This window comes from Yersinia rochesterensis, from assembly GCF_003600645.1.
GTDB lineage: Bacteria > Pseudomonadota > Gammaproteobacteria > Enterobacterales > Enterobacteriaceae > Yersinia > Yersinia rochesterensis.
The window spans coordinates 2,433,829-2,446,634 of record NZ_CP032482.1; the positions used below are offsets into that span (position 1 = coordinate 2,433,829).

The window sequence follows — 12,806 nt, forward strand, 5'->3', positions numbered from 1 at the left end:
TGTTTGGTAGCATATACAAGTTGTCACTTCGTCCAAATAGATTTTTTGCGCTAGTTTGACCATTATTAACATAATGATCAGGCTATATTCGGTAACTATCGGTAAGTTTTAGTTTATTGTATGGCGGGGCTTGACTTCATCGCTAATGATATTGATAATCATTTTCATTTAAAGAAAGGGAACATCGCCATGTTTACTAAGCAAAAAATACCCTACCTGCACTCTATTCACGGCTTCAGACCTGGTTTTTTACGGGCTATCGCCTTGTTAACAGCTGTGGCAATTTCATCACTGATCAGCACCTCAGCGTTGGCAGAAAATAAGCCCAACGATCCGGATAAAAAATTCAAAATTGTGACAACATTCACGATTATTCAAGATATTGCGCAAAATGTCGCCGGTGATGCGGCCGTGGTCGAGTCGATAACCAAACCCGGTGCTGAAATCCATGACTATCAACCGACCCCGCGTGACATCGTCAAAGCACAGTCAGCGGACCTGATTTTATGGAATGGCATGAATCTGGAACGTTGGTTTGAGCGCTTCTTCGAAAATATTAAAGATGTCCCCTCTGCTGTAGTGACTGACGGCATTACTCCGCTCCCTATCCGTGAAGGGCCGTATAAAGGTATTCCTAACCCACATGCCTGGATGTCCCCCTCAAACGCATTGATTTATATTGAAAATATTCGCAAGGCGCTGGTTGAACACGATCCCGCTCATGCTGATACTTATAATCGCAATGCTAAAGCCTATGCTGAAAAAATTGCCGCACTGGATGCTCCGCTACGTGAGCGTTTATCCCGAATTCCAGAACAGCAACGCTGGCTAGTGACCAGTGAAGGTGCTTTCAGTTATCTGGCAAAAGATTATGGTTTTAAAGAAGTTTATTTATGGCCAATCAATGCTGAAGAGCAAGGATCTCCACAACAGGTACGCCATGTTATTGATACCATGCGCGCCAATAAAATCCCGGTCATATTTAGCGAAAGCACTATTTCTGATAAACCTGCTAAACAAGTCAGCAAAGAAACCGGCGCACAATATGGTGGCGTGTTATATGTTGATTCTCTCTCGAATGAGCAAGGCCCTGTTCCTACTTATATCGATTTGATTAACACCACGGTGCAAACTATTGCGAAAGGATTTGGTCAATGAACCCTGCTGTTTTTGTCCGCCCGGAGTTGATAGTGGATAACGTCACTGTCACCTATAACAATGGGCATACGGCTATTTATGATGCCAGTTTTTCCCTCACTGGCGGGACTATCTGCGCATTAGTCGGCGTCAATGGTAGCGGTAAATCGACTCTGTTTAAAAGCATCATGGGGCAAGTCAAACCCAGCGTGGGCAAAGTAGAACTGAGTGATAAACCGGTTAGCCACGCCTTAAAGCAAAATACCATCGCCTACGTGCCGCAGACCGAAGATGTAGATTGGAACTTTCCGGTCTTAGTTGAAGACGTGGTGATGATGGGTCGTTACGGGAAAATGAATTTTTTGCGTATCCCGAGCCGGGAAGATAAAGCTCTGGTTGATAAGGCTATTGAGCGGGTCGGATTAACCGCATTGCGTTCACGGCAAATCGGCGAACTGTCTGGCGGGCAGAAAAAACGGGTATTTCTGGCGCGCGCACTGGCCCAGCAAGGCACGGTGTTACTGCTGGATGAGCCTTTCACCGGAGTTGATGTCAAAACAGAAAATGCCATCATTGATTTGCTGCGCGCGCTGCGCGATGAAGGCCATCTTATTTTGGTTTCAACTCATAACCTCGGCAGTGTGCCGGAGTTTTGTGACCACGTTATTTTGATTAATCAGACTGTGCTCGCGGCGGGCCCAACAGAAACCACCTTTACTCAAAAAAACCTTGAAATGACCTTTGGTGGCGTCCTGCGCCATATCAATCTATCGGGAAATACGCTTCACGACGATAATGACCCGCGCACCGTGACAGTTATCACTGATGACGAGCGCCCTGCGGTATTTTATGGTCATACCAAAGATGATCCACCGGCGCAAAGCCAGTCGAAGGAGAATACTCCCTAATGCTGGAAATTTTACTGCAACCCTTTAACTACAATTACATGGTGAAGGCCATTTGGGTGAGCGCGATTGTCGGTGCGGTCTGTGCTTTCTTATCCGCTTATTTGATGCTGAAAGGCTGGTCGCTGATGGGAGATGCGCTCTCGCACTCCGTGGTGCCCGGTGTGGCGGGTGCTTATGCCCTCGGCCTGCCTTATGCCGCTGGCGCATTCTTTACCGGCATGCTCGCTGCATTGGCTATGACATTAGTCCGCCACATTACCCGCCTGCGTGAAGATGCCATCATCGGTTTTATTTTCTCCACTTTTTTTGCCGTCGGGCTGTTAATTGTTTCGCTCAATCCCACCTCGGTTAATGTGCAGTCGATTATTTTCGGTAATATTTTGGGCATAGCCGATGAAGATGTTTTGCAAGTCGAAATCATTATTTTGGTCTCTTTTGTGATTTTATGTCTGATTTGGAAAGACTTGCTGGCGGTGTTTTTTGATGAAGGCCATGCTCTGTCGATTGGCCTGTCACCACTGCGGTTAAAGATTTTATTCTTCACCTTGCTGAGCGCCTGTACTGTGGCTGCGCTGCAAACTGTCGGGGCGATTTTAGTGATTGCTATGGTGGTCACGCCGGGCGCAACCGCCTATTTGTTGACTGACCGTTTCAGCCGTTTATTGGTGATAGCTATCGCCATTGGGGCTTTTACCAGTGCTTTTGGCGCTTATCTCAGCTTTTATCTTAATGGGGCAACCGGCGGGGTCATTGTGACTTTACAAACAGTGGTGTTCCTGTTGGCCTTTGTCTTCGCCCCTAAACACGGCTTGCTGGCAACGCGTTATCAAACGCGCCAGAAGCGCCGTCAACCTGCGGCCCCACGTCCGGAGGATAATATATGAATACCTTGTTCAGCCTGGTCAGCGAACCTTTCGCCTACCCTTTTATGCAACGGGCGATAGTGGCCGCCATCATTACCGGTGTGGTGTGCGCAGTTTTATCTTGTTACCTGGTGCTAAAAGGTTGGTCATTGATGGGGGATGCTATCTCTCATGCCGTGCTACCGGGCATTGTATTGGCCTTTTGGTTGGGTATCCCATTGGTTATCGGGGCTTTTATTTCGGGGATCTTCTGTGCTGTCGCCACTGGCTATTTAAAAGAAAACAGCCGGGTTAAAGAGGATACGGTCATGGGGATTGTATTCTCGGGGATGTTCGCTTTTGGTCTGGTGCTATTTTCCCGTATGGATACTGACCAGCATCTTAGCCATATTTTGTTCGGCAATATGCTGGGTATTTCACTGGCGGAACTGAAACAAACCTTATGGATTGCCGGGTTCACTCTGTTAGTGGTGCTGTTAAAGCGCAAAGATTTCATGCTGTACTGCTTTGACCCAAACCACGCCCGTGTCATTGGGCTGCCGGTTAAATTATTGCACTATAGTTTACTCTGTTTGCTGGCATTAACTATTGTGGCTTCATTGCAGGCGGTTGGGGTTATTTTAGTTATCGCCATGTTGATATCTCCGGGTATTATCGCCTTTATGGTGTGCCGCAGTTTTGATCAGATGCTGGTTGTCGCCACTTTGGCTTCAGTGCTTTCGTGTGTATTAGGGACATTAATAAGCTTCCATATTGACGGCGCAACAGGCCCCTGCATCGTCATTATTCAGGCATTATTCTTTGTCATCGCACTCATATACAGCCATATAAAGCCGATGAAAGGCCGCCCAATAGCGTTGAAAACCAAAGATGGCGGGGCTGAAAATACGCCCAAAGGTAACCTGCTATAATAAATTGAGCTTTAATATACTTGCCGTATTGTATTTGCGCACTACGGCTTATTATTAATGACTATTCACCAAATGTATTTCTGTCGCCATAGCAGTAAGTCATCGGCCAGAGCATGAATTGCGGCCCAATAAGCAGTGGAATCTTCCTTTTGTTTGATCCTGCATGTGTTCCCTGTGCACGGGGTCTTGTGCTTCGCACCATAAAGAAGTTAACCTAACATTCTGCATTCAAGATCATTGGGATTGCAGGTAGGCAGCAAGCGAACAACGCTTCAATCATCATAAATGAAGGGTATAACTGGCAGCTGATAGGGGGTGAATCATGTGGCAAGTAGTGAATCGTCTGTTAAGTGAATATTTCGGGCCCGCTGAAATCCGAGAAAGAACCGAACTGCCCGGCGGGGATATTCATGATGCCTGGCGTCTCAGCTATGGTGATACTGAAGTTTTCGTCAAATGTGATGCCCGTGAAATGCTGCCCATATTTACCGCCGAGGCAGACCAACTTTCTCTATTAACCCGCAGCAAAACCGTCCAAGTGCCTGAAGTTTATGGTGTGGGTAGTGATCGTGAATACAGCTTCCTGCTACTTGAATATATCCCGCTTAAACCCTTAGATGCTCATAACGCTTATTGTCTGGGTCAACAATTAGCACATTTACATCAATGGAGTGAACAACTGCAATTTGGGCTGGATTTTGATAATGATTTGTCCACCACACCACAACCCAATAGCTGGCAACGGCGCTGGGCGCAGTTTTTCGCTGAACAGCGCATTGGTTGGCAATTACAATTGGCGGCAGAGAAAGGCATGTCGTTTGGTGATATCGAGCATATCACTCATCTGATTCAAGAACGCTTACAGGGCCACCAGCCGCAACCTTCCCTGCTACATGGCGATTTATGGCCGGCAAACTGTGCTTCCAGTGCCAATGGGCCGGTTATTTTTGATCCCGCCTGTTATTGGGGTGACCGCGAGTGTGACCTTGCCATGTTGCCGCTCTACCCAGAACTTCCGGCACAGATTTATGATGGTTATCAGAGTATCTGGCCACTTCCGGCTGACTTTATTGAGCGCCAACCTATTTATCAACTTTATTACTTATTGAACCGCAGTAATCTGTTTGGTGGGCAACACTGGATTAATGCTCAGATTGCGGTTGAAAAACTGCTGTATCCAGAAAGATTTTAATGCAGCGCTAATCCCCCCTAAAGTAAAGGATTAGACTTTTTTTGTTCGGGGGGATAGAAAAAAGGCCCATATTATGGACCTTTTCATTATGATCTGATTAATCAGACTTAACAGTGTTGTCCGGTATGGTTGCTACCCTTCAGCCATCACTCCTAACAGCTTGATGACAAAATAGAACGCCACACCTATTACTAATGGCAGAATATATAAGGTGAAAAACTGCAAAAAGATGGTGTGATGCGGTAATACAATTTTCTCTTCCAACTGTTCGCGGCTACGCCCTTCACTGCCCTTGGCCTGCTCTAAAATCATTTGGTCTTCAATACCTTCGCGAATGTGACGGACTTGTCGTGACATCCGCGCACCGGAGGCTTGTAATGACAAACCAACGAAAATCAGCATATAAATGATAAAGAACATCATATTCGATGCTGAAAAACCCTGTTCGAAATTCGGCACCGGTGAGTTGTACCAGAAGATATCCAGAAAAGTCGTGTTAAAGCGGATCATATCGGTCATGACGCGGATAAAATCCAGCATTACCGCATTAACCCCAGTGCTTTTTTGACTATATTGATAGGCAAAATTGATAATTGAAATCAATGTTGACAGCAGTGCTGGAATAAAAACGAGCCACCCGGCTATCCGTTTGATGACAGCGACACGCCCAGCCTGTTGATAGGTCATGACTTCTCCTTGTAAATACCACAACTTATGTAGCCTTAGTTTACCCGCTACATCCCGGTCTTGTGCAGAATTTTGCTGAAGTTCTTACGATTAACACAAACTCAAGCCTAGCTCATCCAGCGCAATATCATTAAGTTAATAAATTACATCGTAAGAAAGACAAAGAATTGTGTTCCACCGGTTCAATCATTATGAACCAATGTTACAGTGTTAAATCCGTAGCTAGAGACCAAACAGGAGTAATAATAAATGGCGACCCCTCACACTATTAAGGCCGCAATTTTCGATATGGACGGCTTGCTGATTGATTCGGAGCCTTTATGGCTACAGGCTGAACTCGATATTTTCACTGAGTTGGGGCTGGATACCTCCTCAAGAGATTCATTGCCCGACACCCTCGGATTACGCATCGATTTAGTCGTGAAACTTTGGTTCCAGTCCATGCCATGGCAAGGGCCAAGTCAGGCAGAAGTTTGCAACCGTATTATTGCCAGAGCGATAGATTTGGTAGAAGAAACCAAGCCGGTATTACCCGGTGTGGGATATGCATTGGATCTTTGCCGTGCGCAAGGGCTGAAAATTGGCCTGGCATCCGCTTCTCCACTACATATGCAAAAACGCGTCCTGGCGATGTTAAACATTGAAAAATACTTCGACCGCCTGGTTTCCGCAGAATATCTGCCCCACAGCAAACCACATCCTGAAGTGTATTTGAATGCTGCGGCTGAACTGGGTGTTGACCCTCTGGAATGTGTCACGCTGGAAGATTCTGTCAATGGGATGATTGCCACTAAAGCAGCACGTATGCGCTCTATTGTCATTCCGTCGGAAGAATACCGCGCCGACCCCCGCTGGGCTCTGTCAGATATTCAGTTGAACTCATTAGAACAATTGCGAAAGGAACATATTTCGTAGCGGCAGGTTGATTATTATCTTGGCGATAAAGGGCGGTCAGAGTGAGTAACTCAACCGCCCGAATTCGTTTTACAGGAAATCATCCCGTTTAGGCGTAAAGGTGTCGATCAAAATACTATTATCTTCCAGTGATACCGCACCATGCATTTCGTTCTTAATCGCCCGATACGCATCTCCGGCTTTTAAAACGCGTTTTTGACCGTCGATTTCCACTTCGAAACTACCTGCCGCCACATAAGCAATCTGGTCATGAATATCATGCTTGTGCGCTACACCAATGGCACCTTTCTCAAAGTGAACACAGACCATCATCAGCTCATCGCTCCAGGTCATCACTTTACGTTTAATACCATTACCTAGCTCTTCCCAAGGCGTTTCATCATTAATAAAGAACATCTTCATTATTTCTCCTCACTATTATGCAGAATAGTCTGTAGCCCAGTCACAGTTTCACGCTGAATTCGGCTCATTCTACGGCCAAAATTCACAGTTCGATCATTATTAATCCAAAAATCATGACGCCCCTCAAAAAATAATAAAACATCATTTCATTTTAATTGAATTAACTTCCCGCAAATACTATCATCACCGCATCAAAAGAAACACCGGTCCGAACCGAAAGAGAGGCACCGACATGCAAATTCGTCAAAGCATTCATAGCGACCACGCCAGACAACTCGATACCGCCGGCCTGCGTCGTGAATTTTTGATTGAGAATATTTTTGTCGCCGATGAATACACCATGACCTATAGCCATATCGACCGCATCATTGTGGGTGGTATTTTGCCGGTCGAGAAAACGGTCAGCATTGGTGATGAAGTGGGTAAGCAACTGGGTGTCAGTTACTTTTTGGAACGCCGTGAGCTGGGCGTGATCAATATTGGTGGACCTGGTCTTATCTCAGTTGATGGACAGGTTTATGAAATTGGTAACGAAGAAGCCTTGTATGTGGGTAAAGGTGCAAGGGATGTGATCTTCAGTAGCCTTGAGAGTCAAAAACCGGCCAAGTTCTATTACAACAGCGCCCCAGCACATACTTCTTATCCCAATAAGAAAATCACGCTGGCAGAGGCCACACCACAAACATTGGGTGATGACGCGACAAGTAATCGCCGCACTATCAATAAATACATCGTGCCCGATGTGTTGCCAACCTGCCAACTGACTATGGGGTTGACCAAACTGGCCCCCGGCAATCTCTGGAACACCATGCCCTGCCATACCCATGACCGCCGCATGGAAGTGTATTTCTACTTTGATATGGACGAAGAAACGGCCGTCTTCCATATGATGGGCCAGCCACAAGAAACCCGCCATTTGCTCGTTCACAACGAACAAGCGGTGATTTCACCCAGCTGGTCTATTCATTCTGGCGTGGGTACCAAGCGTTATACATTCATCTGGGGCATGGTCGGTGAAAACCAAGTCTTCGGTGATATGGACCACATAGCCGTTAGTGAACTGCGCTAAATGTTTACGAATAGTGTTAAGCGTCACCAACTGAATCCGTCCTTTGGGCGTTTTCTTCCCCAATATTGAAATCGCGGCAATCGTTGACCGCCTTGAGAGAGATGTTAGCTATGATCTTAGATTCCTTTGAGTTAAAGGGTAAAATTGCTCTGGTTACCGGCTGTGACACAGGTTTGGGCCAAGGTATGGCGATTGGTTTAGCCGAAGCAGGTTGCGATATCGTTGGTGTGAATATTGTTGAGCCAAAAGATACCATTGAGAAAGTGACCGCATTAGGCCGCCGCTTCTTAAGTTTGACAGCTGATCTGAGCAAGATTGATGGCATCCCTGCCCTGTTAGAACGCGCCATCGCTGAATTTGGCCAAATTGATATTCTGGTCAATAACGCCGGGATAATCCGTCGCGAAGATGCGATCAACTTCAGCGAGAAGGACTGGGACGATGTGATGAATGTGAACATCAAAACGGTGTTCTTTATGTCTCAAGCGGTTGCTAAGCAATTTATCAAACAAGGTACTGGCGGCAAAATCATCAACGTTGCTTCCATGCTGTCTTACCAAGGCGGTATCCGCGTTCCGTCTTATACTGCATCGAAAAGTGCAGTGATGGGTGTGACCCGTCTGTTAGCCAACGAATGGGCTAAACACGGCATCAATGTGAATGCGGTAGCACCTGGTTACATGGCAACCAACAACACCCAACAGTTGCGTAAAGATGAAGAACGCAGCAAAGAGATCCTTGACCGTATCCCGGCGGGTCGTTGGGGCTTACCTGATGACCTGAAAGGCCCAGTCGTGTTCCTGGCCTCTAAAGCATCAGACTATATCAGTGGTTACACTATCGCTGTAGATGGCGGTTGGTTAGCTCGCTAAACCCAGAAATATCACCAATTTGAGTTAAGGATTATTTACTGCGGTTATTCGCAATATTCCAGCTCAAAATTCCATTCGGGCACAACTTCTGTTGTGCCTTTTTTTATTGGTTATTTATCAATTGGTTAACAAAGAAAACCAGCTAAAAAAACCGTCAAAAAGTGCAAAAATAAAAAATTCAAAACAACGTTCCGACTCTGATCACACTTTTGTCATTCGCCCAATGACTCGCCAGTAAATACAAATATAATAGATTGAAACGGTGTTTCTATTTATAAGGAACCTAAAACCGGTTCCGACCAGATATTTCTATGATGGGGTTATGGTGATGAATTTTGTCGGTAACATTAAAGACAGTGACGCAGTGATGATTAACTGGCTCAGCGCTATCCGTAGCTATGTTGAATTAGTCCAGTCTGTTAGCCATAGTCATCAAAACCCGACCCCACTAATGGCCGATGGCTTTGATGTTTTGACTCACCAACCTGTGACCTGGAAATTCCCAGATGGCCGTGATATTCCGATATCTAACTTCGCCAGTCAACAAAACTGGCTACGGACGTTGGATGCTCTCAGCCTGGTCACACAAGACCCGCAATATCATCAACAAGCGCGGGTACAAAGCCGCTATTTCATGCAAAAAGGTGTTCATGAGCAGAGCGGGCTGTTTTATTGGGGTGGTCACCGCTTCCTGAATTTGGACACTTTACAAACTGAAGGCCCAGAATCAAAGGCGCAAGTGCATGAACTTAAACATCACCTGCCCTATTACGACTTATTGCTCAGTGTTGATCGTGAGAAAACGCTTAATTTCCTACAAGGTTTTTGGCACGCCCATGTCGAAGATTGGCAAACACTGGACCTAGGCCGTCATGGTAGCTATGACAAGCAACGCGACCCCCATGTTTTCACCCATGTGCGCAATGACGTGGTTAAACCAGAAGCATTGCCACAATTACCGGAGACTAAAGGCCTGACCTTTGTGAATGCCGGTACCGACCTCATTTACGCAGCTTATAAATATGCGGCGTATACGGGTGACATCGCAGCTGCTGCTTGGGGAAAACATCTATACCGTCAATACGTCTTAGCCCGTAATCCTGAAACAGGATTACCGGTTTATCAGTTCAGTTCGCCGCAACAACGTCGGCCAATACCGGCAGATGATAATCAGACCCAATCCTGGTATGGCGATCGAGCCAAACGCCAATTTGGCCCTGAATTTGGTGAAATTGCCCGTGAAGCCAATGTCTTGTTCCGTGATATGCGGCCATTGCTGATTGATAACCCATTGGCAATGTTGGATATCTTGCGCCAGCAACCTGATGCGGAAGTTCTGCAATGGGTTATTGATGGGTTAAAGAATTATTATCGTTTCGCTTATGATGTTGAGAGCAATACATTGCGCCCGTTATGGAACGATGGACAGGATATGAGCGGTTATGTCTTACAACGCGATGGTTATTATGGCGCAAAAGGCCAGGTTATTTCGTCATTCCCATTAGAGGTCGATTATCTGCTCCCGCTGGTTCGTGCCTGGCGAATCAGTGAAGACGAAGAATTATTCGATCTGATTGGGGTTTTGTTGCACCGCTGGCAGTTGGCTGAATTAAACAAACAAGAACGCCGCGCAGTGCTAATCAATGACAAAAAAACAGTGATTTCCCCGTCTTTACTACTGGCCTTAGTTGAACTGGCCGAGCATTGCCAATGCAAACAATTATTTGAATTAGCTTGGCAAATTGGGAATGACCTATTTAACCAGCATTATCATCGCGGCTTGTTTGTCGAATCAGCACAGCACCGTTATTTTCGTATCGACAATCCGATTGCATTAGCAATATTGACCTTGATTGCTGCCAAACAAAATAAATTGGCAGCCGTTCCTCAATTTATTACCAATGGTGGTTACATCCATGGAGATTATCAGGTGAACGGAGAAAGCCGCACTCTGTATGACATCGATTTTATTTATCCGACATTTTTGAATCAGTAGTTTTATTTATCTTTCATGTTATTAAAAATAGGTAAGCATTATGAATGAAAACAGAATGCTGGGGTTAGCCTATATATCACCTTATATAATAGGGTTGATAATATTCACGGCTTTCCCCTTTGTATCATCTTTCTTTCTCAGTTTTACTGAGTATGACTTAATGAACCCTCCCGTTTACAACGGGATCGAGAATTACCGTCATATGTTCCTTGAAGATGATTTATTTTGGAAATCCATGGCAGTGACTTTCGCTTATGTATTTCTGACTATTCCATTAAAACTGGCATTTGCTCTGGGGATTGCTTTTGTACTGAACTTTAAATTACGCGGTATTGGATTCTTCCGTACCGCATTCTATATTCCTTCAATTCTCGGCAGTAGCGTAGCTATTGCGGTGTTATGGCGTGCTCTATTTGCCATTGATGGTTTGTTAAATGGTTTTATCGGGGTATTTGGGTTTGACCCTGTCAACTGGCTGGGAGAGCCGGCGCTGGCACTGACTTCAGTAACATTACTGCGTGTTTGGCAGTTCGGTTCTGCCATGGTTATTTTCCTCGCCGCATTGCAGAACGTACCGCAGTCACAATATGAAGCTGCCATGATAGATGGTGCCTCAAAATGGCAAATGTTCATGAAAGTTACCGTGCCACTGATTACGCCGGTTATTTTCTTCAACTTTATTATGCAAACCACACAGGCATTCCAAGAATTTACCGCGCCTTATGTCATCACCGGTGGTGGGCCAACCCATTACACTTATTTATTCTCGCTATATATATATGATACCGCGTTTAAATACTTTGATATGGGATACGGTGCTGCGCTGGCTTGGGTATTATTCCTAGTCGTCGCCCTCTTTGCCTCAATTGCATTTAAATCTTCCAAATATTGGGTCTTCTACTCCGCCGATAAAGGAGGAAAAAATGACTGACGTACACGAAAACTCCAACCAGAAGAAATTAGATCTGGCGCAGGATATCGCTGATGCAGAAATTAGCCGGACATTACGCAAAGCTAAAGTCAGTGCTGCTATCCGCTATATTGTTTTGATTATTGTCGGACTGATGATGCTTTACCCATTGCTGTGGATGTTTTCCGCCGCCTTTAAACCTAATAATGAAATCTTCACCACTTTAGGATTATGGCCAGAACACCCAACGAGCGATGGTTTTGTTAACGGTTGGAAAACCGGTACAGAATATAATTTCGGTCATTACATGCTTAACACTTTTAAGTTTGTTATCCCGAAAGTCATTCTGACGATTATTTCCTCCACTATCGTGGCGTATGGTTTCGCACGCTTTGAGATCCCATGGAAGAAATTCTGGTTCGCAACATTAATCACCACCATGTTGCTGCCAAGTACTGTGTTATTGATTCCTCAATACATCATGTTCCGTGAAATGGGCATGCTGAATAGCTATATGCCGCTGTATCTGCCATTAGCGTTCGCAACACAAGGGTTCTTTGTCTTTATGTTGATCCAATTCCTGCGCGGTGTTCCTCGCGACATGGAAGAAGCCGCACAAATTGACGGATGTAACTCATTCCAAGTGTTGTGGTACGTGGTTGTGCCAATCTTGAAGCCAGCCATTATTTCCGTGGCATTGTTCCAGTTCATGTGGTCAATGAACGACTTTATCGGCCCACTGATTTACGTCTACAGCGTAGACAAGTACCCGATAGCGCTGGCTCTTAAGATGTCAATTGACGTGACCGAAGGCGCACCTTGGAACGAAATTCTGGCAATGGCGAGCATCTCCATTCTGCCGTCCATCATTGTTTTCTTCCTGGCTCAACGCTACTTCGTGCAAGGCGTAACCAGCAGCGGAATTAAAGGTTAATAGAGGATTT

Annotated in this window: 13 protein-coding genes; 11 read left to right on the top strand and 2 right to left on the bottom strand. The window is 45.5% G+C overall.

Going from position 1 to position 12,806, the window contains the following annotated elements:
* The first annotated feature begins 189 nt into the window (after positions 1–189).
* From yfeA to DXZ79_RS11450, 5 genes are all read left to right on the top strand, one after another.
* A complete protein-coding gene (yfeA, locus tag DXZ79_RS11430; protein WP_038639472.1) occupies positions 190–1,158 on the top strand; it encodes an iron/manganese ABC transporter substrate-binding protein YfeA in 969 nt (322 codons plus the stop codon).
* The gene (yfeB, locus tag DXZ79_RS11435; protein ID WP_038632553.1) at positions 1,155–2,045 is read left to right on the top strand and encodes an iron/manganese ABC transporter ATP-binding protein YfeB; all 891 of its coding nucleotides are present in this window, start codon (positions 1,155–1,157) and stop codon (positions 2,043–2,045) included. The genes yfeA and yfeB overlap by 4 nt, the downstream gene beginning before the upstream one ends.
* Positions 2,045–2,929, top strand: a complete 885-nt coding sequence (gene yfeC / locus DXZ79_RS11440) for an iron/manganese ABC transporter permease subunit YfeC (RefSeq protein ID WP_038632551.1) — start codon at positions 2,045–2,047, stop codon at positions 2,927–2,929. The genes yfeB and yfeC overlap by 1 nt, the downstream gene beginning before the upstream one ends.
* A complete protein-coding gene (yfeD, locus tag DXZ79_RS11445; protein WP_038632549.1) occupies positions 2,926–3,819 on the top strand; it encodes an iron/manganese ABC transporter permease subunit YfeD in 894 nt (297 codons plus the stop codon). Before yfeC ends, yfeD begins: the two co-directional genes overlap by 4 nt.
* A gap of 322 nt (positions 3,820–4,141) precedes the next feature.
* A complete protein-coding gene (locus DXZ79_RS11450; RefSeq protein ID WP_038632547.1) occupies positions 4,142–5,011 on the top strand; it encodes a fructosamine kinase family protein in 870 nt (289 codons plus the stop codon).
* Positions 5,012–5,143: 132 nt separating this feature from the next.
* Here DXZ79_RS11450 and DXZ79_RS11455 read toward each other — a convergent pair whose 3' ends face one another.
* Complete coding sequence (locus tag DXZ79_RS11455) at positions 5,144–5,698, bottom strand: YniB family protein (protein WP_038632545.1); 555 nt, start codon at positions 5,696–5,698, stop codon at positions 5,144–5,146.
* 249 nt (positions 5,699–5,947) lie between these two features.
* On the opposite strand from DXZ79_RS11455, the gene hxpB reads away from it, so the two are divergent.
* Complete coding sequence (gene hxpB / locus DXZ79_RS11460; protein WP_038632543.1) at positions 5,948–6,613, top strand: hexitol phosphatase HxpB; 666 nt, start codon at positions 5,948–5,950, stop codon at positions 6,611–6,613.
* Positions 6,614–6,682: 69 nt separating this feature from the next.
* On the opposite strand, the gene DXZ79_RS11465 is transcribed toward hxpB, so the two are convergent.
* Entirely contained in the window at positions 6,683–7,015 is a 333-nt protein-coding gene (locus DXZ79_RS11465; RefSeq protein ID WP_038632541.1) for a cupin domain-containing protein, read from the bottom strand.
* 232 nt (positions 7,016–7,247) lie between these two features.
* Between DXZ79_RS11465 and kduI the strand changes: the two genes are divergently transcribed.
* From kduI to DXZ79_RS11490, 5 genes are all read left to right on the top strand, one after another.
* Positions 7,248–8,084, top strand: coding sequence for a 5-dehydro-4-deoxy-D-glucuronate isomerase (gene kduI, locus DXZ79_RS11470; RefSeq protein ID WP_038632538.1), 837 nt, complete (start codon positions 7,248–7,250; stop codon positions 8,082–8,084).
* Between the two features lie 110 nt (positions 8,085–8,194).
* Positions 8,195–8,956 carry a 2-dehydro-3-deoxy-D-gluconate 5-dehydrogenase KduD gene (kduD, locus tag DXZ79_RS11475; RefSeq protein ID WP_004393262.1) on the top strand — a complete coding sequence of 254 codons (762 nt, stop codon included), beginning with the start codon at positions 8,195–8,197 and terminating at the stop codon, positions 8,954–8,956.
* Between the two features lie 328 nt (positions 8,957–9,284).
* Positions 9,285–10,952 (top strand): pectate lyase, encoded by a 1,668-nt coding sequence (locus DXZ79_RS11480; protein WP_050292425.1) that lies wholly within the window; start codon positions 9,285–9,287, stop codon positions 10,950–10,952.
* A gap of 40 nt (positions 10,953–10,992) precedes the next feature.
* Positions 10,993–11,883 (top strand): carbohydrate ABC transporter permease, encoded by an 891-nt coding sequence (locus tag DXZ79_RS11485; RefSeq protein WP_038632534.1) that lies wholly within the window; start codon positions 10,993–10,995, stop codon positions 11,881–11,883.
* Positions 11,876–12,796 carry a carbohydrate ABC transporter permease gene (locus tag DXZ79_RS11490; protein ID WP_032821132.1) on the top strand — a complete coding sequence of 307 codons (921 nt, stop codon included), beginning with the start codon at positions 11,876–11,878 and terminating at the stop codon, positions 12,794–12,796. Before DXZ79_RS11485 ends, DXZ79_RS11490 begins: the two co-directional genes overlap by 8 nt.
* Positions 12,797–12,806: the final 10 nt, after the last annotated feature.